This is a genomic window from Vogesella indigofera (assembly GCF_028548395.1).
GTDB lineage: Bacteria > Pseudomonadota > Gammaproteobacteria > Burkholderiales > Chromobacteriaceae > Vogesella > Vogesella indigofera_A.
Window position 1 is genome coordinate 18410 of sequence record NZ_JAQQLA010000013.1, and the last position, 21763, is coordinate 40172.

The 21763-nt window shown below is 65.9% G+C and carries 22 protein-coding genes and 2 tRNA genes; 9 read left to right on the forward strand and 15 right to left on the reverse strand.

Annotated elements, in window-relative coordinates; translation table 11 throughout:
• Positions 1–10 precede the first annotated feature (10 nt).
• From PQU89_RS16665 to PQU89_RS16725, 13 genes are all read right to left on the reverse strand, one after another.
• Positions 11–1120 carry a glycosyltransferase family 4 protein gene (locus tag PQU89_RS16665; RefSeq protein ID WP_272766777.1) on the reverse strand — a complete coding sequence of 370 codons (1110 nt, stop codon included), beginning with the start codon at positions 1118–1120 and terminating at the stop codon, positions 11–13.
• Positions 1117–2202 (reverse strand): glycosyltransferase family 4 protein, encoded by a 1086-nt coding sequence (locus PQU89_RS16670; protein WP_272766779.1) that lies wholly within the window; start codon positions 2200–2202, stop codon positions 1117–1119. Before PQU89_RS16670 ends, PQU89_RS16665 begins: the two co-directional genes overlap by 4 nt.
• Positions 2199–3425 carry a DegT/DnrJ/EryC1/StrS family aminotransferase gene (locus PQU89_RS16675; RefSeq protein ID WP_272766780.1) on the reverse strand — a complete coding sequence of 409 codons (1227 nt, stop codon included), beginning with the start codon at positions 3423–3425 and terminating at the stop codon, positions 2199–2201. Before PQU89_RS16675 ends, PQU89_RS16670 begins: the two co-directional genes overlap by 4 nt.
• Complete coding sequence (locus tag PQU89_RS16680; RefSeq protein WP_272766781.1) at positions 3419–3943, reverse strand: acyltransferase; 525 nt, start codon at positions 3941–3943, stop codon at positions 3419–3421. The genes PQU89_RS16675 and PQU89_RS16680 overlap by 7 nt, the downstream gene beginning before the upstream one ends.
• The gene (locus tag PQU89_RS16685) at positions 3936–5228 is read right to left on the reverse strand and encodes a lipopolysaccharide biosynthesis protein (RefSeq protein ID WP_272766782.1); all 1293 of its coding nucleotides are present in this window, start codon (positions 5226–5228) and stop codon (positions 3936–3938) included. Before PQU89_RS16685 ends, PQU89_RS16680 begins: the two co-directional genes overlap by 8 nt.
• Positions 5225–5575 (reverse strand): DUF3147 family protein, encoded by a 351-nt coding sequence (locus PQU89_RS16690; protein WP_272766783.1) that lies wholly within the window; start codon positions 5573–5575, stop codon positions 5225–5227. Before PQU89_RS16690 ends, PQU89_RS16685 begins: the two co-directional genes overlap by 4 nt.
• The gene (locus PQU89_RS16695; RefSeq protein ID WP_272766784.1) at positions 5576–6673 is read right to left on the reverse strand and encodes a DegT/DnrJ/EryC1/StrS family aminotransferase; all 1098 of its coding nucleotides are present in this window, start codon (positions 6671–6673) and stop codon (positions 5576–5578) included. It abuts the gene before it with no gap.
• Positions 6674–6692: 19 nt separating this feature from the next.
• Positions 6693–7262 carry an acyltransferase gene (locus tag PQU89_RS16700; RefSeq protein WP_272766785.1) on the reverse strand — a complete coding sequence of 190 codons (570 nt, stop codon included), beginning with the start codon at positions 7260–7262 and terminating at the stop codon, positions 6693–6695.
• A 2-nt stretch (positions 7263–7264) separates the two neighbouring features.
• The gene (locus PQU89_RS16705; protein WP_272766786.1) at positions 7265–8323 is read right to left on the reverse strand and encodes a Gfo/Idh/MocA family protein; all 1059 of its coding nucleotides are present in this window, start codon (positions 8321–8323) and stop codon (positions 7265–7267) included.
• Positions 8324–8436: 113 nt separating this feature from the next.
• Complete coding sequence (locus tag PQU89_RS16710) at positions 8437–9237, reverse strand: polyamine aminopropyltransferase (protein ID WP_272766787.1); 801 nt, start codon at positions 9235–9237, stop codon at positions 8437–8439.
• Positions 9227–10237, reverse strand: a complete 1011-nt coding sequence (ttcA, locus tag PQU89_RS16715) for a tRNA 2-thiocytidine(32) synthetase TtcA (RefSeq protein WP_272766788.1) — start codon at positions 10235–10237, stop codon at positions 9227–9229. The genes PQU89_RS16710 and ttcA overlap by 11 nt, the downstream gene beginning before the upstream one ends.
• Positions 10238–10322: 85 nt before the next feature.
• Positions 10323–10718 (reverse strand): dihydroneopterin aldolase, encoded by a 396-nt coding sequence (locus PQU89_RS16720; RefSeq protein ID WP_272766789.1) that lies wholly within the window; start codon positions 10716–10718, stop codon positions 10323–10325.
• Positions 10718–11467, reverse strand: a complete 750-nt coding sequence (locus PQU89_RS16725; protein ID WP_272766790.1) for an SDR family oxidoreductase — start codon at positions 11465–11467, stop codon at positions 10718–10720. The genes PQU89_RS16720 and PQU89_RS16725 overlap by 1 nt, the downstream gene beginning before the upstream one ends.
• Positions 11468–11589: 122 nt before the next feature.
• Between PQU89_RS16725 and PQU89_RS16730 the strand changes: the two genes are divergently transcribed.
• The 9 genes from PQU89_RS16730 (at position 11590) to lnt (ending at position 18718) form a co-directional block, all read left to right on the forward strand.
• The gene (locus PQU89_RS16730; RefSeq protein WP_272766791.1) at positions 11590–12744 is read left to right on the forward strand and encodes a class I SAM-dependent methyltransferase; all 1155 of its coding nucleotides are present in this window, start codon (positions 11590–11592) and stop codon (positions 12742–12744) included.
• 88 nt (positions 12745–12832) lie between these two features.
• Positions 12833–12909 (forward strand) — tRNA-Met (locus PQU89_RS16735).
• Positions 12910–12944: 35 nt separating this feature from the next.
• Positions 12945–13021: transfer RNA gene (locus PQU89_RS16740), tRNA-Met, on the forward strand.
• A gap of 195 nt (positions 13022–13216) precedes the next feature.
• A complete protein-coding gene (miaB, locus tag PQU89_RS16745) occupies positions 13217–14551 on the forward strand; it encodes a tRNA (N6-isopentenyl adenosine(37)-C2)-methylthiotransferase MiaB (RefSeq protein ID WP_272766792.1) in 1335 nt (444 codons plus the stop codon).
• Between the two features lie 3 nt (positions 14552–14554).
• Entirely contained in the window at positions 14555–14896 is a 342-nt protein-coding gene (locus PQU89_RS16750) for a hypothetical protein (RefSeq protein ID WP_272766793.1), read from the forward strand.
• Positions 14893–15855 carry a PhoH family protein gene (locus tag PQU89_RS16755; RefSeq protein ID WP_272766794.1) on the forward strand — a complete coding sequence of 321 codons (963 nt, stop codon included), beginning with the start codon at positions 14893–14895 and terminating at the stop codon, positions 15853–15855. Before PQU89_RS16750 ends, PQU89_RS16755 begins: the two co-directional genes overlap by 4 nt.
• Positions 15842–16351, forward strand: coding sequence for an rRNA maturation RNase YbeY (gene ybeY / locus PQU89_RS16760; RefSeq protein WP_272766795.1), 510 nt, complete (start codon positions 15842–15844; stop codon positions 16349–16351). The genes PQU89_RS16755 and ybeY overlap by 14 nt, the downstream gene beginning before the upstream one ends.
• Before the next feature lie 9 nt (positions 16352–16360).
• Positions 16361–17203 carry a CorC family transporter gene (locus PQU89_RS16765; protein WP_272766796.1) on the forward strand — a complete coding sequence of 281 codons (843 nt, stop codon included), beginning with the start codon at positions 16361–16363 and terminating at the stop codon, positions 17201–17203.
• Positions 17204–18718, forward strand: a complete 1515-nt coding sequence (gene lnt / locus PQU89_RS16770; RefSeq protein WP_272766797.1) for an apolipoprotein N-acyltransferase — start codon at positions 17204–17206, stop codon at positions 18716–18718.
• Between the two features lie 79 nt (positions 18719–18797).
• Here the strand turns inward: lnt and PQU89_RS16775 are convergent, their stop codons facing one another.
• Positions 18798–20438, reverse strand: a complete 1641-nt coding sequence (locus tag PQU89_RS16775) for a methyl-accepting chemotaxis protein (protein WP_272766798.1) — start codon at positions 20436–20438, stop codon at positions 18798–18800.
• A 922-nt stretch (positions 20439–21360) separates the two neighbouring features.
• The gene (gene rplQ, locus PQU89_RS16780; protein WP_047967686.1) at positions 21361–21750 is read right to left on the reverse strand and encodes a 50S ribosomal protein L17; all 390 of its coding nucleotides are present in this window, start codon (positions 21748–21750) and stop codon (positions 21361–21363) included.
• Positions 21751–21763 lie beyond the last annotated feature (13 nt).

Sequence of the window (21763 nt, forward strand, 5' to 3'; positions counted from 1 at the left end):
GTCGTCTCCTTCATGTCGTCACCTGCAGCTGGCGGTACAGCGCCAGCAGTTTGTCGGCCTCGGCCGCCCAGCTGTACTTGGCCAGCACCGCGCGCTTGCCGGCCTCGCCCATCGCCTGCGCGCGCGCGTCGTCGGCCAGCAGCGTGGCGATGGCGTCGGCGATCGCGCGCGGGTCCTGCGGATCGACCAGCAGGCCGCAGCCGGCGTCCTCGACGATGCCGCGCCACAGCGGGAAATCGCTGGCGATCACCGGCATGCCGGCGGCCATGTATTCGAACAGCTTGATCGGCAGCGACTCGACGTAGCTCGGCGTCGGCAACAGCGTCACCAGCCCGATCTTGCTGGCGGCCAGCACCTCGGCCACGCCGGCGCGATCGAGCACGCCCAGATCGTTGACGCGGCTCCAGCCGGCCTCGCGCACCAGCTGGGCCTTCAGATCCGGCTCGCTCCAGATGCCGGCCAGGTTCAGCCGGGTATCGGAATCCGGCAGCGCGGCGATGATCGGTTCGATGCCGCGGGTACGGCTGATGCCGCCCAGGTAGCAGGCCTCGTTGCGGCGGCTGCTCCACGCCGTGTCGCGCACCAGCTCGGCCAGGATCGGGTAGTTGCAGACGTCGACACTGCGGCGGGCGCCGGCGCGCGCAAAGCGCTCGCGGATCACCGGCGTGGCGGCGACGATGGCGTCGAAACGGCGCGCGGCGTAGTCCTCCAGCGTTTCCACCCCGCGCGACACCCACGGCCGCGCCAGGCCCGGAATCCAGTGCTTGGCCAGCACCTGGCGCGGCACGTCCTCGTGCACGTCGTAGACGATGCGGATGCCGGCCTGCTGCAGGCGCAGCGCGGCGGGGATCAGCTCCGGATCGTGAAAGTGCGCGACGTCCGGCATCAGCTGCAGCGCTTTCTCGTACACCCGCTTCACGGTACCGGTCATGCGCGACAGGCGGCCGCCGGACTTGGCGCCGACGTCGTGCAGGCGCACGTCGCGGTTGATCTCGTCACCCAGCCCGTCGGCAACGATCAGGTGCACCTCGTGACCGGCGGCGGCCAGGCTGGCGCACTCCTTCACGAAGATGCGGATGTCGTGGCGCGGATGGGCGCTGGTGAGATGGGCGATTTTCATCGGCGGTTTCCTTCTGGCAACGCCAGCAAATCACGGTAGATGTCGGCAAAACGCTGCATATTGTGTTGGTGCAGGCCTTTTTCGGCTACCAGCCGGCGGTTCAGCGCGACTGCTTCCGCCAGCTGCGCGTCGTCGGCGGCGCGCAGCAACTGTGTTTTCAGCGCCGCGCCGAGACGCTGGACGTCCTCGACGATGGCGCCGTTGACGCCGTCCAGCACCCACTCCAGGTTGGCCGGCAGGTTGGACAGCACCGGCAGGCAGCCGTGACCCATCGCTTCGAGCAGGCTGATGCTGGTGGCGTCGCTCTTTGGCACGCTGACAAACACGCGCGCGTCGCGGTACAGCCCGGCCAGTACTTCCGGCGCGACAAAGCCGGTGAAGTGCACGCGGGCAAGGCCGAGGCTTGCGGCCAACGTTTTGAGGCTTTCCGTCTCGTCACCGCTGGCGGCCACCGTCAGCGTCCAGCCAGCAAAGCGGGCGTCGGCGTCGGCTTCAACCTCGGCCCAAGCGCGCACGATGGCGTCGATACGGTATAGCGGCTTGTGCAGGCGGCAGGACAGCACGGAGAGCGGCTTGGCGGCGACATCCGGCGCCGGCGGCAGCGCGTCCATGCCGAAATTGAGCACGTCCATGCGGCGGATCGGCGCCAGCTCGCGGCACACCGCCGCCATGTGCAGCGAATCGCTGGTGACGGCGCTGGCGGCGGCGAGGTTGGCCGCCACCAGGTGTTTCATGAAACGGTTCTGGCGCGGCAGCAGCAGCACGTCCGAGCCCCAGCAGGTCAGCAGCCACGGCAGCTTGCGCCCGGCCAGCGCGCGGCGCGCGTGCCACGCCACGCTGTTGGCCTGGTGCACGTGCACGATGTCGGGCTGCACTGCATCGATCAGGCCCGCGATCTTGCCGGCGGTGGCCAGCGCCTTGAGGCTGAAATCCACCTGCAGCACGCGGCCAAGGTTGGCCGCATGGTAGCGCGCCGGCAGCTCGCCGCTGGTGACGAGGTGGATTTCGTCCACGTGCGGCGCGATGCCGGCGAGGTAGCGGAAGGTGTGCACCGAGGCGGAGCCGATCAGCAACAGTTTCATGCGGGATCCTTGTGCTGGCCCAGCAGCTCGGCCAGCGCCCGGGTCAGCCGCGCCAGCTTGCGCTCCAGATGCGCGTCGGCCTTGAGCGCGATGTTCATCGGCAGGTTGAGCACGCTGGCGGCCAGGCGCTCGCCGTGCGGCGCGCTGCCGGCGACATAGCCGTGGCGGAAGGAGCCGGCGGGATGGATCACGTCGTCGAACCACACCCCGATGTTCAGGCCGCTGACGGCGGACAGCTGTCGCGCCAGCGCCGCCTTATCGGCCACCGCGAACGGCAGCGCGAACGGGTAGCGCACCCAGTGCGTGCCGGCCGGCGCCGGCCATTGCTGTACGGACGGCAACGCGGCCAGCGCGCGCTGGTAGCGGACGGCCAGTTGCTGCTTGTACGCGATGGCGGCCGCCAGCGTCGGCAGCTGGCGGCGCAGCAGCACCGCCGACAGCAGCGGCATCGCGCGTGGCGGGTGCGGCTCGCCATCGCGGACTTCGCCATCGCCGGAGCGGTAGACCAGCCCCAGGCGCCGTACCGCGGCCATGGTGCAGCGCCCCAGCAGCGGCCAGCGCGCGCTCAGCAGGTGCGCCTTCAGCGTCGCCGCCAGCCGCCACTCGTCGCCGCAAGGCAGCTCCGGCAGCACGGTAGGCGGCAGCTCGCTACCGGCCGGCAGCAGCGCCATGCCGCCGATGCCGCCGGTGAGATTCTTCGAGTATTCGAAGCTGAAAAAGGCGCCGTCGTGATACGTCCCCAGCCACTGCCCGTCGCACTTGGAAGCAAAACCGTGCGCGGCGTCGTCGACAAAGCGCACGTGGCGCTGTTTTTCGCGCAGCCAGGTCGGCACCTCGCACGCGATGCCGAAGTTGTGCGGCACCACCACCACGCGGGTACGCGGCGTGATGGCGGCGTCCAGCGCCAGCCAGTCGAAATTGAGGCTGTCGCGGCCGACATCGACAAAGCGCAGCGTGGCGCCGGTGGGCGGCACCTGGTTGGGCACCACCACGCAGGTGAACGCCGGCACGACGACCTCGTCGCCCGGTTCTACGCCATGCAACTGCAAAAGCGCGGCAAAGGCGGCGCGGCCGCTGTCGAACAGCACGATGCGGCCAACCTCGACCTCGAACAGCTGCGCCAGCTCGATGCGCAGCGCAGCGCGGTGATGGCGGCGGCCGGCGAGCATGGCCGGGAAGGCGGACAGGAACTGCCAGATGCTCAGCGAATTGGCGGTCAGCATAGCGCCTTCACCTTTCTCGCCGGCTGGCCTGCGTACAACCAGCCTGCGGTCAGCTCACCCTTGACCACGCTGCCGGCGGCGACCACCACGTTGTCGCCGATCACGGCGCCGGGCAGCACGATGACGCCGGCGCCGATGAACACGTTGTTGCCGATGCGGATGTCGGCGTCGGTGTGGCAATCGACGAACGCCGTCGCCGTCACATCGGCGGGTATCGCGTTGCTGTGGCAGAACAGCATGCAGCGCGGGCCGATGGCGACGCGCTCGCCGATCTGCAGCCGGTTATCGCCGATCAGGCAGTAGAAATGTGGCGCGATATGGCTGTGCGCACCCAGCGCCAGGCGGCCAGCGCCGTACGTCAGCACCTCGCCGCCCCAGTACAACCGTGCGTGCTCGCCCAGCTGCAAGGCCGCCGGCACCGCGCTGACCGACGGATTGATCCGCGCCGAGGCGGCAAGGCGGGCACCGCGCCACACCAGCCACTGGCGCCACAGCAACAACAGCACGCGCTTAAACATCGGACCTTTCCCGCAGCCGCAGCAGGCGGAACACCCACGCCAGATAGGCCGCAAAATAGAGCGTCATCACCACCGCCATCACGCGGAACGCCAGCATGGCGTCGCGCCCGGCGACATACACCGCGGCAAACACCGCCAGATTGACGATGACGCCGCACAGCACAAACAGGAAGGACGCGCGCTGGCGGCCGATCACCATCGGCACCATGAAGGCCGGACCGACGATGAAGGCGGCGGCGAAGTACGGCGCAAGGTTGGCCGCAATCTCGCCGGCACCCAGCCACGGCGCGCCGAACACCAGCGCAAACAGCGGCCCACCCCACAGCGCCAGCACGCCGAACGGCAGCAGCGACAGTGCCGCCAGCACCAGCACCGCGCGCTTGAGCAGACCGGACAGCGCGCGACCGGACGCCGCCGCCTCGGCCAGATCGCGGAACACCACCTGCGCCACCGCCTGCCCCACCAGCGCCGCCGGCAGTTTCAGCACCCGCAGCACCAGCGCGTACTGGCCGACGATGGCGGCGCCGGACAGCGCCGACAGCAGCGCCAGCATCAGCGAATCCTGGAACGCGACCACGAAGGCGTGCGGCGTGTTCACCAGCGGGAATTCGCGGTAACGCCGCGCCTCGGCCAGCAGCGCGGCACGATCGTGGCCGCGCAGCCACGGCAGGCGCGCCGCGACATCGGCACGCGCCAGCGTCAGCAAGGCGATGACCTGCCCGGCCAGCTGCGACAGGATCAGCCCGCCGACGGCAAGGCCGGACCAGCCGGCCGCCACCTGCAGCAGCGACACGCCCAGCGACTGCACCACCCGCCCCTGCGCGTTGGCCGCATAGCGGCGCTGGCGGTTGTTCCACGCCGTCCACGCTGCCACACCACCGGCCAGCCACACGCCCAGCGGCAGCAGCGGCAGCCACGGCGCCAGCTGCGGCGCACCGAGCAGGCCGGCGATGGCGTCGTGCCACGGCCAGAACAGCGGCAGGGTCAGCAACAGCAGGCCAGTATTGATCGCCAGCGCCAGCAGCATCAGCCGCGCCGCTTCCGGCTCGGACTTGGGCAGCACCACCGCCATGTCGTAACGCGCGGTGGCGATCACCGCCAGATTGGACAGCCAGGCGACAAACACCGCCAGCACGCCGAAATCGGCCGGCGTGTACAGCCGCGTCAGCAGCGGCGCGAACAGCAACGGCAAGGCCTGCGCCAGCGCCGCGCCGCTGGCCAGCGTCGCCACATGGCGCATGAAGCCGCCTGCGGCCAACCTTTGACGCAGCACGCTCAAGCTCATAACAGCTGGATACCGGCCAGCCGCAGCAGCCAGGCGAAAGCGGCGAACAGCAGCATGGTCAGCAGCACGCTGGCGCCCAGCGCCAGCCAGAAACCCAGCCGCGCCTGCAGCCAGGGAAACAGCAGGAACATCGGCAGTGTCGGCAGCACGAACCAGAAGGTATACCAGGCGTGATTCGCCACCTTGTCCGCCGGCTGTCGCTCCAGGTGCAGCCAGATCAGCGTCAGCACCGTCACCAACGGCAAGGACGCCAGCAGCGCGCCCAGCTTGTCGCTGCGCTTGGCCAGCTCCGACACCAGCACCACCATGGCGGCGGAGACGAGGTACTTGAACGCCAGATACGCCACTTAGGCCAGCGCCTTCTTCACCGCGGCGACGATGGCATCCTGGGTCGCTTCATCCAGGAACGGGTGCATCGGCAGGCTCATCACCCGTTTGCCGGCGGCCTCGGCCAGCGGGAAGCTGCCCTCTCCCTGTCCCAGATCGGCAAACGCCGGCTGCAGGTGCAGCGGGATCGGGTAGTGCACCGCGGTCGGCACGCCCAGTTCCTGCAGCGCCTTTTGCACCGCCTCGCGATTGTCCACCTCGATGGTGTACTGCGCGTAGACGTGGCTGTTGCCAGCGGCGATCACCGGCACGCGCGCGACATCCTTCAACAATTCGCTGTAGCGTGCGCCGATGCGGGCGCGGGCCACCACTTCGTCCTGGAAGCTCGGCAATTTCGCCAGCAGCACGGCGGCCTGGATGGTATCCAGCCGGCCGTTGAGGCCAATCACCGGGTGGTGGTAGCGGCGGTCCTGGCCATGCACGCGGATCTCGCGCATTTTCTTGGCCAGTTCGTCGTCGTTGGTGAACACCGCGCCACCGTCGCCGTAACAGCCCAGCGGCTTGGACGGGAAGAAGCTGGTGGTGGCTATGGTGCACAGGTTGCCGGAGCGCTTGCCGTGCTGGCTGGCGCCGAAGCTCTGCGCGCCGTCCTCGATCACCGCGATGCCGTGTTTTTCGGCGATGGCGTTGATGGCCGCGAAATCGGCACACTGGCCGTACAGGCTGACCGGCATGATGGCGCGGGTACGCGGCGTGATCGCCGCTTCCAGCAACGCCGGGTCGAGGTTGTAGGTCAGCGGGTCGATGTCGACGAACACCGGCTTGGCGCCCAAGAGCGCAATCATCTCGCCGGTGGCGATGAAGGTGAACGGGGTGGTGATCACCTCGTCGCCGGCCTTCACGCCCAGCGCCATCAGCGCGATCAGCAGCGCCTTGGTGCCGTCGCAGACGCCGATCGCGTGTTTGGCGCCGGTGTAGGCGGCCAGCTGCTCTTCCAGCTGTTTCACTTCCGGCCCCATGATGTACTGGCCGTGATCCAGCACCGCGTGGATGCGGGCGTCGATGTCGCTTTTTAGGTGCTGGTACTGCGCTTTCAGATCGATGAACTGGATGGACATGGTGTCACTCTCAACAGGGTCAAAGCGGCGTGCAGTGGTTGCCGCCGATGTCGTAACGTTGGCCGCAGGCGGCGCAGTCGTGCTCAGCGATGCTGTCCGCCAGCCGCTCGCCGCACTGGCACATCCAGCCGATGCGCCTGGCCGGGGTGCCGACCATCAGCGCGTGCGGCAGCACGTCGCGGGTCACCACCGCGCCGGCGCCGATGAAGGCGTACTCGCCGACGGTGTGGCCGCAGACCACGGTGGCGTTGGCGCCGATGGTGGCGCCCTTTTTCACCACCGTGCGGCGGTATTCGTTCTTGCGGCTGACGTGGCTGCGCGGGTTGTTGACGTTGGTGAATACCATCGACGGGCCGCAGAACACGTCGTCTTCCAGCGTCACCGCGTCGTAGATCGACACGTTGTTCTGCACCTTCACGTTGTCGCCGATGATCACGTCGTTGCCGACAAACACGTTCTGGCCAAACGAACAACGCGCGCCGATGCGCGCCTGGCTGCAGATATGCACCCAGTGCCAGACGCGGGTGTCGTCGCCGATCTGGGCGCCGTCGTCAACGATAGCGGTGGGGTGGACGGTATAGGCAGCCATGATCAGTACTCCAGCGGCAGGCTGACGCGACGGCCGTCGCGGGCCGACAGGTAGATGCCGACCAGCAGCTCCAGCGACTTCAGTCCTTCGCGGCCGTCAGTTTCCGGCTCCGCCTCGCCGCGCATCACCTGGATCACGTTGTCGTAGTACAGCGGGTGGCCGAAGCCGTAGACGCTGGTGGTGGCGTAGCTGGCGGCCTTGATGTCGTCGTCCATCGCGTGCGGCGCGGCGAATTCCCAGTGCTGGATCTCGTTGACCGCCATGCCGCCGATGCGCACGGTGCCCTTCTCGCCGAGGATGGTGATCGAGCCTTCCAGGTTTTTCGGGTAGGTGAGCATGGTCACGTTCATGCTGCCCAGCGCGCCGGAGCGCCACTTCAGGCTGACCACGCCGCTGTCTTCCACCTCGATGTCGCGTTCCATGGTCGCGGTGTAGGCCTGCATGCTCTCCACCGGGCCGATGATCCAGTCCAGCAGGTCGACGTAGTGGCTGGCCTGGTTCATGAACGCACCGCCGTCGTACTCCCAGGTGCCGCGCCAGTCGGCCTGGTCGTAGTAGGACTGCGGCCGGGTCCAGAACACGTTGACGTTGACCATGTAGATGCGGCCGAAGCGCTTTTCCTGCACCGCGCGCTTGAGCAGCTGCAGCGTGGCGTTGCGGCGGTTCTGCTTGACCACGAACAGGCGCTTGCCGGCCTGGTCGGCGGCCTTCACCATCGCCACGCCGTCCTGCCAGCGCGTCGCCATCGGCTTCTCGGTCATCACGTGGAAGCCGGCGGCGAAGCAGTCCATCGCCTGCTGCGGGTGCAGCCCGGACGGGGTGGTCAGGATGATGACGTCGGCGTTGCTGGCCTTGAGCAGTGCCGCCAAGGTGGCGTGGCCACGGGCGCCGGTACGCGCCACCGCGGCGGCCAGCGCCGCCGGATCGGTGTCGCAGACGTCGGTCAGCTCGGCACGGTCGGCGTGCTGTTCCAGCGCGCCGAAGTGGTTGTTGGCGATGCGGCCGCAGCCGATCAGGGCGAAGCGTATCTTGCGGTCGGTAATGCTGTCGTAAGCAATCATTTCAGTCCTTTCCCGCTGCGGCGTGCTGCCGCAGGCTTTGCCCGCCGCGCAGGCGGCGGGCCCAAAATAGACAAGGGCCGCACGTGGCGGCCGGATCCGTGGCGCGCAGGCGCTCAGATCAGCAAACGGTTGTTGCTGTGCAGGTTGGCCTCTTTCAGCCGCTTCACGAATTCGCCGAATTCCAGGCCGAAACGGCCTTCCAGTTCGTCGGCCTTTTTCGCCAGCGCGTCCCAGCCGGTCAGGCCAGGCGGCTGCTTGAACGCCATCACCGCCATATTGCCGTGGGTGGCGGCCGGCAGCTCGATGACGCAGCCGCCGAAAGCGGCCAGCAAGCGTTCGAGGAAGCTGTGATAGCGCTTGTCGCCGCTCCACCAGTTGGTGACGAAGATGCCGTTGGCGGTCAGTGCGCGCTTGCAGTCCTCGAAGAATTCTTCGGTGGTCAGGTCGGCGACGATCTGCTGGCCGTCGAAGCCGTCGACCATGATCACGTCGGTGGATTCGCGGAACATCTTGATGTAGTCGGCGCCGTCGGCCTCGACGATCTCGAAGAAGTCGCCCTCCGGCGGCAGCTGGAAGAACACCCGTGCCACGGCGACCACTTGCGGATTGATCTCCACCGCGACGCTGATCGCGTCCGGCAGGTACTCGTCGATGAAGCGCGCCAGCGAACCGCCGCCGAGGCCGATCTGCACGATGTGGCGCGGGTCGTCGTTCCACAGCAGGAAGGCCATCATCGCGCGGGTGTAGGTCAGCACCAGGTCGGCCGGATCGTCGAGATCCATCGAGCTCTGGATGGTGGCCGAACCGAGGTGCAGCGAGCGGATGTTGTCGGTCTCGGAGATGTCCACGTCCGGCAACGCGTCCTGGCTGTTGCGCACGCGGCGGCGGAACGGGTGTTGTGCCTTACCCGCCACGGCTGTCTCCCGTCTGGCTGTCGGCCTTGGGCCGCGAATCGAGGATGCTGATGGTGCGCCGGGCAGGAACGGCGGGCGTTGCGGCCAACGTTGCGGCGTCGTCATCGTCCGCATTCGCCAGCGCGACCGGGTCGCGGAATTCTTCCTTGTCGAAGGCGGTATCGCCGCCCTCGAACGGGCTGTCGCCGGTCTTGAGACCGGCAAAGTCGAACAGCTTGCTATCGGCCAGGTGCGACGGCACCACATTCTGCAGCGCGCGGAACATGCTCTCGACGCGGCCGGGGAAACGCTTGTCCCAGTCGTTGACCATCTCCTTCACCACCTGGCGCTGCAGGTTGGGCTGCGAGCCGCACAGGTTGCACGGGATGATCGGGAATTCGCGCAACTGCGCGTAGCGTTCCAGATCCTTCTCGCGGCAGTAGGCCAGCGGGCGGATCACCATGTGGCGGCCGTCGTCGGACACCAGCTTCGGCGGCATCGCCTTCAGCTTGCCGCCGTAGAACATGTTCAGGAACAGGGTGTGCAGCATGTCGTCGCGGTGGTGGCCGAGCGCGATCTTGGTGGCGCCCAGCTCGTCGGCGACGCGGTACAGGATGCCGCGGCGCAGGCGCGAGCACAGGCTGCAGGTGGTCTTGCCTTCCGGAATCAGGCGCTTGACGATGCTGTAGGTGTCTTCCTCGATGATGCGGTACTCGACACCGATCGATTGCAGGTAGGTCGGCAGGATGTGCTCGGGGAAGCCCGGCTGTTTCTGGTCGAGGTTCACCGCCACGATGGAGAAATTGATCGGCGCCGACTTCTGCAGCCCGAGCAGGATGTCCAGCAGCGCGTAGCTGTCCTTGCCGCCAGACAGGCAGACCATCACGCGGTCGCCCTCTTCGATCATGTTGAAGTCGTTGATGGCGTCGCCAACGTGGTGGCGCAGGCGTTTGGTGAGTTTGTTGCCTTCGAACTGGGCCTTTTTGGCCTTGTCGTCGGCAAGTTGCAGCGTGTCGGACATGGAGGACGGCTAAGAAATTGAAAAACAGGCGATTTTAACGTCAAACGCCCGTCCGTTGCCACACAATCCGCCCTTGCCGGCGCACTCAGTCGGCCAGCCATGCCCCCTGCTGTCGCAGCGCCTGATACTCGTCGCGGCTGAGGCGCAGGCGGCAGCCGACGCCGGCGCTGTCCGGGTACACGTCCGGCTTGCAGGTTTCCACCAGCACGCCGGTGACCGCAGGATGACCAAAGGCGATGTCGACCACCTTGCCGAGCAGGTATTCCTGGGTCTCGAACACGCGGTTCTTCACCAGCGCCAGCGTCTGCAGCCGCAGGTAGTCGTAGTCCAGCACCAGCGCGATGTCGTCGCGCGGTGGCACCATGCGCGCCACCTGCAGCACGATGTTGAGCTGCATGCGCTGGCGCACGCCGCGCTCGAAGTCATGGATGCCGATGAAGCAGTCGAACACGAAGTCGCGCAGAAAGATTTCGGCCAGCATCACGCCTCCACCGCAAACATCACGTCACGCGCCAGCGGCAGCAGGTGCTGGCCGTCATCCACGGTCAGCACCTGGCCGGTGATCTGCGCCGCCTCGGCCAGGAAGTGCACTGCCTCCGCCACCGATTGCGGGCGGGTACCCTCGCCCAGCGCCGTCATGCGGTGCGCGCGAGCGAAGTTGTCCGCCGTCTGCTCGCCGCTGAGCAGGGTCAGCCCCGGCGCCACGCCGTTGACGCGCAGGTAGGGCGCCGCCGCCATCGCCTGCAGGCGGATGCTTTCCTTCAGCGCCAGCTTGGACAGGGTGTAGGAAAAGTAGTCCGGATTGAGGTTGAACAGCTTCTGGTCGAGGATGTTGACCACGCTGCCACGCGCATCCTGCTGCCGCAGCCACTGGCCGAACGCCGCCGCCAGCATCAGCGGCGCGCGGAAGTTCACCGCCAGCTGGCGGTCGAACGCCGCCGGTGACAGCTCGAAGAAGCCGTCCTCCTCGAACAGCGCGGCGCTGTTGACCACGCAGTCCAGCCGACCGCAATCGGCCACCACCTGCGCGATCAGGCCGGCGAAGTCCGCGTCCGCCGCCAACAGGTCCAGCCCGTAGCTGCGTGCCTGCGGCAGGCGCGCGACAAGGTTGGCCGCATCGCCAGCCGAGTGGTGATAGTGCACGCACACCTGCCAGCCCGCTGCGGCAAACCGTTCCGCCATCGCCTGCCCCAGCCGTTTGGCGCCACCAGTGATCAACACGACTTTCATCTGCCCTCCCGCCATCCGTTTCCCGCCGTCCGCGCCGACTCTCTGACACAACACGAGCGGCGCGGCGCAAAAGCTGCATGATATATACTCGCCGGCAATTTCACTGACAATTCTTAGCCGCCATGAGCCTGCCAGAACCCTCTGCCGACGCCCTCGCCACCAGCCACGCGCTCAGCCACCGCATCGCCGCCGACATCGCCGCGGCCGACGGCTGGATCGCCTTCGCCCACTTCATGCAGCAGGCACTGTACGCGCCCGGCCTCGGCTACTACGCCGCCGGCAGCCGCAAGTTCGGCGCCGACGGCGACTTCGTCACCGCGCCGGAACTGACGCCGCTGTTCGCGCAGACGCTGGCGCGCCAGCTGGCAGAGCTGCTGCCGCAGACCGCCGGCAACATCATGGAGTTCGGTGCCGGCACCGGCCGCCTCGCCGCCGACCTGCTGCTGGCGCTGGACGCGCTCGGCTGCGCGCCGGCGCAGTACTTCATCGTCGACCTGTCGCCCGACCTGATCGAACGCCAGCGCGACACCCTCGCCCGCCTCGCCCCGGCGCTGCTGCCGCGCGTGCAGTGGCTGCCGGCGCTGCCGGACAGCTTCGACGGCATCATGCTCGGCAACGAGGTGCTGGACGCGATGCCGTGCGAGCTGGTGGTGCGCCGGCAGGACGGCCGCCTGCAGCAGCGCGGCGTTACCATACGCGACGGCGCCTTCTGCTTCGACGACCGCGACTTCGAGGACGCCACGCTGGCCGCGCTGGCCGCCGAGCTGGTGCCGGACATCCCCGGCTACGTCACCGAAATCAGCCTCGCCAACCGCGCCTTCATCCACACCCTGGCCGGCGTGCTGCAACGCGGCGCCATCCTGATGATCGACTACGGCCACAACGCCGGCGAGTACTACCATCCGGAACGCAGCATGGGCACCCTGCTCGGCCACTACCGCCACCACACCCTCCAGGATCCGTTCTACCTGCCCGGACTGATGGACCTGACCACGCACGTGGATTTCAGCGCCGTGGCGCAAAGCGGCCTCGACGCCGGCCTCGACCTGATCGGCTACCTCAGCCAGGCGCAGTTCCTGATCAACGCCGGCATCACCGAGCGGCTGTCGTTCCTGGATGCGGCCAACGTCAAGGACTACCTCCCGGTAGCCAAGGCGGCGCAGCGCCTGCTGTCACCGCAGGAAATGGGGGAAACCTTCAAGGTGATCGGTTTTGGCAAACAGGTGGCCATCGACTGGGTCGGCTTTAGCAGCGGCGACCGCTGCTACACCCTGTAAGCGGCACCAGACCATTCCACGAAAATAGTTGACACCCGGAAATCTGCTGCGTATAGTCAGCGGCCTTGATGCCTAGGCATCGAGATGTGGCGAATTAGCTCAGTCGGTTAGAGCGACGGAATCATAATCCGCAGGTCCGGGGTTCGAGTCCCTGATTCGCCACCACAGTTTACCGAGACGGTGCCACGGCAAAGTCTCACGGCGAATTAGCTCAGTCGGTTAGAGCGACGGAATCATAATCCGCAGGTCCGGGGTTCGAGTCCCTGATTCGCCACCAGTTTAAAAGCCAGCAGAAATGCTGGCTTTTTCCGTTTCCGCGCCGGCGTCCGTCCGACCCGCAACATCCCCAAGCCCTGCCAGCCGTGCTAAAATCGGCGCAAGCTATTCATTTGCCAGCAAAAACCGTTCGCAAGCCCGTGGCCGCTTGCTTTGGCGGCCCCTGCTGGCATTTCTCATTTACAGTGTGCCCAGCATGAAAAAGGTTTACATCAAGACGTTCGGTTGCCAGATGAACGAGTACGACTCCGACAAGATGGTCGACGTGCTCGGCAGCAGCGAAGGCATGATCAAGACGGAAAATCCGGAAGACGCCGACGTGATCCTGTTCAACACCTGCAGCGTGCGTGAGAAGGCGCAGGAAAAGGTGTTCTCCGATCTCGGCCGCATTCGCCCGCTGAAAGAAGCCAATCCCAACCTGATCATCGGCGTCGGCGGCTGTGTCGCGTCGCAGGAAGGCGACACCATCGTCAAGCGCGCGCCTTACGTCGACGTGGTGTTCGGACCGCAGACGCTGCATCGCCTGCCGGAGCTGATCAAGAGCCGGCAGCAAAGCGGCAACGCCCAGGTCGACATTTCCTTCCCCGAAATCGAGAAGTTCGACCACCTGCCGGCGGCCAAGGTCGACGGCGCCGCGGCGATGGTGTCGGTGATGGAAGGCTGTTCCAAGTACTGCTCGTTCTGCGTGGTGCCGTACACCCGCGGCGAGGAGGTATCGCGCCCGTTCGACGACGTGCTGACCGAGATCGCCGGCCTCGCGGCGCAGGGGGTGAAGGAAATCACCCTGCTGGGACAGAACGTCAACGCCTACCGCGGCCTGATGGCCGACGGCGAGATCGCCGATTTCGCACTGCTGCTGGAGTACGTGCACGAGATTCCCGGCATCGAGCGCATGCGCTTCACCACCAGCCACCCGCGCGAATTCAGCCAGCGCATCATCGACTGCTACGCACGCCTGCCCAAGCTGGTCTCGCACATCCACCTGCCGGTACAGAGCGGCTCCGACCGTACGCTGATGGCGATGAAACGCGGCTACACCGCGCTGGAATACAAGTCCATCATCCGCAAGCTGCGCGCCATCCGCCCCGATCTGTGCCTGTCGTCGGACTTTATCGTCGGCTTCCCCGGCGAAACCGAGGCCGATTTCGAGGCGACGCTGAAACTGGTGAAAGACATGGCCTTCGATTTCAGCTATGTGTTTATCTACAGCCCGCGTCCTGGCACGCCTGCGGCCAACCTTGCCGACGACACCCCGCACAGCGAGAAGGTGCGCCGCCTGGAAGCGCTGAACGAGGTGATCGAGGCCGAAGGCTTCCGCATCAACCAGGGGATGCTCGGCAGCGTGCAGCGCGTGCTGGTGCAGAACATCTCGAAGAAGGACCCGTCGATGCTGGCCGGGCGTACCGCCAACAACCGCGTGGTCAACTTTGTCGGCCAGCCGCGGCTGATCAACCAGCTGGTCGACGTGGTGATTACCGAAGCCAACCCGCACTCGCTGGGCGGCGAACTACTGCTGCGTGAAAGTGACTGAACCATGCGCCTGCCGCTTGTAATATTGCCCCTGCTGGCGGCCTGTGCCAGCCTGCCACCGCCCGATCCGGCGACCATGGATTGCGCGGCGCTGACGCAGGCGCTTGCGCAAACGCGGCAGCAGCTGCAGGATGAGCGACAGGCGCCACGCAGCCCGGTGCAGCTCAATATCGGGCTGGGCGGCGCCATCGGCAGCCACGGCAGCGCCGGTATCGGTTTCGGCGTGCCGCTGGGCACCGCGCAACCGGACCCGCAGCGCATCGCCGGGCTTGAACGCAGGCTGCTGCAATTGCAGCAGCTACACCAGCAACGGCAATGTCCGCCCCTCACGACCACCAGTCCATGACCGAAGCCCACAGCAGCCACAGCTTTACCCCTGTCGACAACGAACGTCTGTCCCGCCTGTGCGGCGCACTGGACGAGAACCTGAAACAGATCGAAACCGGACTGGATGTCAGCATCCAGCGCCGCGGCGAGCAGTTCAGCCTGCGCGGCGAGCAGGCCGGCCGTGCACTGAGCCTGCTGCAGCGCTTTTATGCGCTGGCGGAAAAGCGCGAGCTGTCGGTGCAGGACATCCAGCTAGGGCTGGTCGAGGCACGACAGGATAATCCGCAGGACGGCCTGGACGACACCCCGACCCTGCACACCCGCCGCCGCGACCTGAAAGGCCGCACCCCGCGCCAGAGCCGCTACATCAAGGCCATCTTCAGCCATGACATCACCTTCGGCATCGGCCCGGCCGGTACCGGCAAGACCTACCTCGCCGTCGCCTGCGCGGTGGACGCGATGGAGCGCGACGCGGTGAAACGCATCGTGCTGGTGCGCCCGGCGGTGGAAGCCGGCGAGAAGCTGGGCTTCCTGCCCGGCGATCTGGCGCAGAAGGTCGACCCCTACCTGCGCCCGCTGTACGACGCGCTGTACGACCTGATGGGTTTCGACAAGGTCGCCAAGCTGTTCGAGAAGAACCTGATCGAGATCGCGCCGCTGGCCTATATGCGCGGCCGCACGCTGAACAACGCCTTCATCATCCTCGACGAGGCGCAGAACACCACGCCGGAGCAGATGAAGATGTTCCTGACCCGCATCGGCTTCGGCTCGCGCGCGGTGATCACCGGCGACGTGACCCAGATCGACCTCGCCCGCCACCAGAAGAGCGGCCTGGTCGAGGTCGAGCGCATCCTGAACCAGGTGCGCGGTATCCATTTCCACCATTTCCAGAGCGACGACGTGGTGCGCCACCCGCTGGTGCAGAAGATCGTCGACGCCTACGACCGTTACCAGATCCAAGAAGATGAAGACCGCTAAACGCAATCAAGTGCTGCAAAGGTTGGCCGCACGGCTGGACCTGACCCTCGAAGACCGGCTGGAAGCCGAACAGGCGCTACCGGAAGGCAAGCAGTGGCGCCGCTGGTGCCAGGCCGCGCTGCAGCGCGACGTGCACAAGGCCCAGATCTCGCTGGTGGTGGTCGACGAGGCCGAAGGCCGCGCACTGAACCGCGACTACCGCGGCAAGGACTACGCCACCAACGTGCTGAGCTTCGCGCTGAACGAGGGCGACACCGTCGCCGGCATGCCGCTGTTCGGCGACCTGGTGTTCTGCGCCCCGGTGGTGGCACGCGAGGCCGCCGAGCAGGGCAAGAGCCTGGACGCGCACTACGCCCACCTCGTCGTGCACGGCATGCTGCACCTGCAGGGCCTTGACCACGAAGAGGACGACGAGGCCGAGGCGATGGAAGCGCTTGAAACCGTCATCCTCGGCAAGTTAGGCTATGCCGATCCTTACGCCGCAGAGAAACCCTGACCCGACACCATGGATGATTATTCCAGTAAACCCGCGCCCAACTGGTTCGAGCGCCTGCTCAACCGCTTTACCCACGAACCGGAAGACCGCGAAGAGCTGGTTTCCCAGCTGCATGCCGCCTTCGAGCGCAATGTGCTGGATGCCGAAGCGCTGTCGATGATCGAAGGCGTGCTGTCCTTCTCCGAGCGCACCGTGCGCGAGGTGATGGTGCAGCGCAGCCAGATGGACGTGATCCGCCTGTCCGAGCCGATGGAAAAGCTGCTGTCGCACGTGATCGAGGCCGGCCATTCGCGCTTCCCGGTGATCGGCGAGGACAAGGACGACGTGCAGGGCATCCTGCTGAGCAAGGACCTGCTGCGCTACTTCCTGACGCCCAACGATTTCGACCTGCAGAAGACGCTGCGCCCGGTGGTATTCGTGCCGGAGAGCAAGCGCCTCGACGGCCTGCTGCGCGAGTTCCGCGCCACCAAGACGCACATGGCGATCGTGGTCGACGAATACGGCGGCGTGTCCGGGCTGATCACCATCGAGGACGTGCTGGAAGTGATCGTCGGCGACATCGACGACGAGCACGACCTGATCGAATCGGAAGACGACATCGTGCCGGTGCGCGGCGAGCGCTACCGCGTGCTGGCCACCACCAGCATCGACGACTTCAACGACTTCTTCGAGTGCGCACTGCCGGACGACGAGGTCGACACCATCGGCGGCCTGGTCACCGCCAATCTCGGCTACGTGCCGGTACGCGGCGAAGGTCTGCAACTGCAGGACTGGCATTTCACCGTGATCCGCGCCGACAGCCGCCGGCTGCAGGCACTGCTGGTCGAGCGCCGTCCGCAGGCAGAACGCTAGATGCTGCGTACCCTCGGTTATTTGCTGCTGGTGCTGCTGGCCGGCGCCGCCACCGTATTCGCCTTCGCCCCCTACCGCCTGTTCCTGCTGATGCCGCTGTTGCTGGCGCTGCTGCTGGAACTGGTGCAACGTTGGCCGCAACGCGCCTTCCTGCTCGGCTACGGCTGGGCACTGGCCGCCTATACCAGCAATTTCTACTGGATCTACATCAGCCTGCACGACATCGCCGGCATGCCGGCACTGATGGCCGGCGCCATGACCTTGCTGCTGCCGGCCTATCTGGCGCTATTCCCGGCGCTGGCGGTGTGGCTGGCCTGCCGCATCGGCAACCATGGCGCCAGCCGCTGGCTGCTGCTGTTCCCGGCGTTGTGGACGCTGGGCGAGTGGCTGCGCAGCTGGATGCTGACTGGCTTCCCGTGGGGCGCCATCGGCTACAGCCAGATCACCGAAAGCCCGCTCGCCGGCTTCGCTGCCGTCACCGGCATCCACGGCGTCACCTTTGCCGTGGCGCTGTCCGCCGCCATCCTCGTGCTGCTGCCGCGCTGGCGCCGCCTGCCGCAGCTGGCGCTGCTGGGGCTGGCCACCGCGCTGTGGGGCGGTGGTGCCTGGCTGCAGCAACAGCAGTGGACCAGCGCTAGCGGCAAACCGCTGGCGGTGTCGCTGCTGCAGGGCAATATCCCGCAATCGCTGAAATGGGATCCGGCCACCTTCGAGCTGACGCTGAGTACCTACTACCGCATGGTGGCCAGCGCGCCGCCGTCCGACCTGCTGCTGCTGCCGGAAACCGCGCTGCCGGTGTTCCTCGACGACCTCCCCTCCGGCTACCTGACCATGATCAACGGCGACGCCAGCCGCCGCCAGGCGACGCTGATCACCGGCATTCCGCGCCGCACCGACGACGGCAACGGCTATCTCAACGCGGTGGTGGCGCTGAACGACCCGGCACAGCCGTACTACGCCAAGAACCACCTGGTGCCGTTCGGCGAGTTCATCCCGCTACCGGCGGTGACCGGCTGGATCTACCGCTTCATGGACATGCCGCTGTCCGGCTTCAGCCGCGGCGGTGACAGCCAGACCCCGCTGGCTGTGGCTGACCAACGCATCGCCTTCAACGTCTGCTACGAGGACGGCTTCGGCGAGGAACTGATCGGCCCCGCAGCCGGCGCCACCATGCTCGCCAACGTCAGCAACCTAGCCTGGTTCGGCAGCAGCAACGCCATGAGCCAGCAACTGCAGCTGTCGCAGGCACGAGTGCTGGAAACCGGGCGCCCGATGCTGCGCGCCACCAATACCGGCATGACCGCGGTGATTGATGCTAGCGGCGAGGTGCAGACCGTGGCGGCGCCGGACACCCGGCAGACGCTGACGGCACAGGTACAGGGCCGCAGCGGGCTGACCCCGTACATGCGCTACGGCAATGCGCCGGTGTTGTGGGGCTGTGTGGCGCTACTGCTGGTCGGCATCGCCCTGCACGGCTGGCAGCGTTACCGGCGCCAGTTACTGGCCGCGGCATGAACAAAGCCCGACGCGATGCGTCGGGCTTTTTGTTGCGCACAAGGTTGGCCGCAGGCTTGCGGCCAACCTTGTCATGCCGTCACACGTGGAAGCGCGACACCATCTGCCGCAGATTGCCGGTCAGGCCGTGCAACTCGCCGATGGCACCGGAAGTGTGGCCGGCAGCCTCGGCATTCTGCGCCGCCGCCTGCGCGATCTGCTCGACGTGGCGGGTGATCTCCTCGCTGGCGTGGCCCTGCTCCGACAGCGCCTGCGAAATGTCGTTTACCACCGCCACCACGCCTCCGGCGCTGTCGCGGATCTGGCGGATCGACTCGCCGCCCTTCTCCGCCAGCGCCAGCCCGGATTTCACCCGTTCCACCGCCTCTTCCATATTGCTGCGCGACGCCTCGGAGCCGCTCTGGATCTCGCGGATCATCACCGCGATCTCCTGCGTCGCCTGGCCGGTGCGCTCCGACAGCTTGCGTACCTCGTCGGCTACCACGGCAAAGCCGCGGCCCAGCTCGCCGGCTCGCGCTGCCTCGATCGCCGCGTTCAGCGCCAGCAGGTTGGTCTGGTCGGCAATGTCCTTGATCACCTGCATGATGGTGGAGATGGTCTGCGTCTTGCTGACCAGATCACCGATGGTCAGCGCCGCCTGATCCACCGACTCGTTGATGCGGTGCATCTCGTCCACCGCGCGCGAGATCACCTCGCCACCGTTGTGCGACAGCTGGCCGGAACTGGCTGACACCGCGTGCGCGTGGCTGGCCAGTTCGGAAATCTGCTTGATGCTGGCGGTCAGCTCCTCAATCGAGACCGCCATGTCGCTGGCGGCGCGGCTTTGCTGCTCGGAGCCGGTGGCCACCGCGGTGGCGCTGCCGGAAATATTGCCGGCCATGCCGGTCAGGCTATGGCTGCTGTCGGCGATGCCGCCGACCAGCTCGCGCAGGTGCTGCTGCATGTCGGCCACCGCCGCCAGCAGGCTGTCCTTGTCGCTGGCCGCCACCGGCACCGCAACATTGAGCTGGCCCTGGGCAATCTGGCGCACTACGTCACGCGTCAGCGCCGGCTCGCCGCCCAGCTGCTGCATCACGCTGCGGCGGGTCAGGTAGCCGATCAGCACCACCAGCAGCAGCGCGACAAAGATCTCGGCGAACAGCAGCAGTGCGGTATTGCGCAGCGCCAGCGCCACATCGTCAAGGTAGATGCCGGTACCCACCACCCAGCCCCACTTGCCGCTGGTGGCGAGGTAGGACAGCTTAGGCTGCGGCTGGTCAAAGCCCGGCTTGTCCCACACGTAGGACACAAAATTGCGGCCATTCCCCTCGCGCACCGCCTGTTCGAACAGCTCGCCGAGGTTGACGCCGGTCGGATCCTTGATGGTCTTCAGGTTGGTGCCGGCCAGCTGCGGCTTCGCGCCGTGCGCCACCCACACCCAGCCGGGATCGAAGGCAAAGAAATACTCGCGCTCGTCGTAGCGCATGCTATTGAGCACGGTGATCGCCTGCTGCTTGGCGTCGGCCTCGGACAGCTTGCCGGCAGCGGCCATCTCCTCGTAACCCTTGATCAGGGTGACCGCGCTCTCCACCAGATTGCGCACCTTGTCCCGGCGGTCGGCGTACAGCGAGGCGCGCTCGAAGTACAGCGTGATGCCGCCGATGATACAGAGCAGCACCGCTACCAGCACCACCTGCAATTGCAAACGGCGCCTCAATGACATCGTCCCGTTACTGCTCATCGCTACTCTCCTTGTCGTTTTATGTCGCCGTGTGTGCCGGCGTGCTTATTTAGTATCACTTTATGTAAACCACCACTAGAGCAATTGCCCTTTTTAAAGCATTTAACCAGAAAAAAACCCGGCTTGGGCCGGGTAAAATAGCGATGGAGGGTAATCCCTCATCGATACATGGTTATTTCATTATTGGAATCACGAAGTCGATGGCCGGTTTTCCGGCCAATGCGTAGTAATGATCTGTACGCGGCTATAGCGCCCCTTCCGGACCGTGGCAGTGGTGGGCAGTAAACAACGACACCTTCCCGCCGCTGGCAGCAGTGGAACGCCATCGGCAGCGGAATCGGCACGTGGACCCGGAACATGTCGAGTTGGATATGGCGTATTCGCGCGCCGCGGCACCGGCGCTAGTGAAGATGCGGCTGCCGTAACCGCACTGGGGGCATTGATCAACGGCATGCACTTTCGAAGTCAAGCGCCCGCACCAGCGCCGGAATGCAGCTAGAGTTACTCACAGGGGCGGAAGACTACAGATAGTCGCTATCAATGGCTGCTTGCAGGACGCTGTTAGCAGCAGAAAGTGATTGCCGTGTCTTGGGTGAGGCAACGATCCGCAGCGGCTACCTTTACACCCATGGCACCGCCCAGTGCTGCAAATATGGCCAGCACCGAATAGCATGAATTACCCTGGGCAGCACGATAGCGGAGAGCGGGATGCCATGCCGTGTGTTGGGCAACGCCGATCAGGCGGAACCGAACAATATCATCGGCACCAGCATTTCACGCGCTGCGACCAGCGCTACCAACTGCACAACGGGCAGGCTATGACCGAAGTACCAACTGCCGTAGGCAGCACTGCGGCGAGGTCATCTACTTGGCGAAGGCAATAAAAAAGCCGGCTTGCGCCGGCTTTTTTACTTGAAGCTGCTTATTCAGCAGCTTCTACTGCAACTGCTTCTTCTGCACGATCCACCAGTTCAACCAGTGCCATCGGAGCGTTGTCGCCCTGACGGAAGCCGTACTTCAGAATACGCACATAGCCACCATTGCGGTTAGCAAAACGTGGGCCGAGTTCGTCAAACAGTTTTACAACCATTTCACGATCACGAGTGCGGTCAAAAGCCAGACGACGGTTGGCCAGCGATGGCTTCTTACCCAAGGTAATCAGCGGCTCGGCGACACGGCGCAGTTCTTTGGCCTTTGGCAGAGTAGTCACGATCACTTCGTGACGCAGCAACGAGTTAGCCATATTGCGAAGCATCGCAAGACGGTGGCTGCTCGTACGGTTCAATTTACGATTACTGTTACGATGACGCATTTTAGTGTCCTTT

Excerpts from the sequence above, each read along its gene's own strand:
- PQU89_RS16665 (WP_272766777.1), bottom strand. The coding sequence starts at position 1,120 with ATGAAAATCGCCCATCTCACCAGCGCCCATCCGCGCCACGACATCCGC.
- PQU89_RS16670 (WP_272766779.1), bottom strand. The coding sequence starts at position 2,202 with ATGAAACTGTTGCTGATCGGCTCCGCCTCGGTGCACACCTTCCGCTAC.
- PQU89_RS16675 (WP_272766780.1), bottom strand. The coding sequence starts at position 3,425 with ATGCTGACCGCCAATTCGCTGAGCATCTGGCAGTTCCTGTCCGCCTTC.
- PQU89_RS16680 (WP_272766781.1), bottom strand. The coding sequence starts at position 3,943 with ATGTTTAAGCGCGTGCTGTTGTTGCTGTGGCGCCAGTGGCTGGTGTGG.
- PQU89_RS16685 (WP_272766782.1), bottom strand. The coding sequence starts at position 5,228 with ATGAGCTTGAGCGTGCTGCGTCAAAGGTTGGCCGCAGGCGGCTTCATG.
- PQU89_RS16695 (WP_272766784.1), bottom strand. The coding sequence starts at position 6,673 with ATGTCCATCCAGTTCATCGATCTGAAAGCGCAGTACCAGCACCTAAAA.
- PQU89_RS16700 (WP_272766785.1), bottom strand. The coding sequence starts at position 7,262 with ATGGCTGCCTATACCGTCCACCCCACCGCTATCGTTGACGACGGCGCC.
- PQU89_RS16705 (WP_272766786.1), bottom strand. The coding sequence starts at position 8,323 with ATGATTGCTTACGACAGCATTACCGACCGCAAGATACGCTTCGCCCTG.
- ttcA (WP_272766788.1), bottom strand. The coding sequence starts at position 10,237 with ATGTCCGACACGCTGCAACTTGCCGACGACAAGGCCAAAAAGGCCCAG.
- PQU89_RS16720 (WP_272766789.1), bottom strand. The coding sequence starts at position 10,718 with ATGCTGGCCGAAATCTTTCTGCGCGACTTCGTGTTCGACTGCTTCATC.
- PQU89_RS16725 (WP_272766790.1), bottom strand. The coding sequence starts at position 11,467 with ATGAAAGTCGTGTTGATCACTGGTGGCGCCAAACGGCTGGGGCAGGCG.
- PQU89_RS16730 (WP_272766791.1), top strand. The coding sequence starts at position 11,590 with ATGAGCCTGCCAGAACCCTCTGCCGACGCCCTCGCCACCAGCCACGCG.
- miaB (WP_272766792.1), top strand. The coding sequence starts at position 13,217 with ATGAAAAAGGTTTACATCAAGACGTTCGGTTGCCAGATGAACGAGTAC.
- PQU89_RS16750 (WP_272766793.1), top strand. The coding sequence starts at position 14,555 with ATGCGCCTGCCGCTTGTAATATTGCCCCTGCTGGCGGCCTGTGCCAGC.
- PQU89_RS16755 (WP_272766794.1), top strand. The coding sequence starts at position 14,893 with ATGACCGAAGCCCACAGCAGCCACAGCTTTACCCCTGTCGACAACGAA.
- ybeY (WP_272766795.1), top strand. The coding sequence starts at position 15,842 with ATGAAGACCGCTAAACGCAATCAAGTGCTGCAAAGGTTGGCCGCACGG.
- PQU89_RS16765 (WP_272766796.1), top strand. The coding sequence starts at position 16,361 with ATGGATGATTATTCCAGTAAACCCGCGCCCAACTGGTTCGAGCGCCTG.
- lnt (WP_272766797.1), top strand. The coding sequence starts at position 17,204 with ATGCTGCGTACCCTCGGTTATTTGCTGCTGGTGCTGCTGGCCGGCGCC.
- PQU89_RS16775 (WP_272766798.1), bottom strand. The coding sequence starts at position 20,438 with ATGAGCAGTAACGGGACGATGTCATTGAGGCGCCGTTTGCAATTGCAG.
- rplQ (WP_047967686.1), bottom strand. The coding sequence starts at position 21,750 with ATGCGTCATCGTAACAGTAATCGTAAATTGAACCGTACGAGCAGCCAC.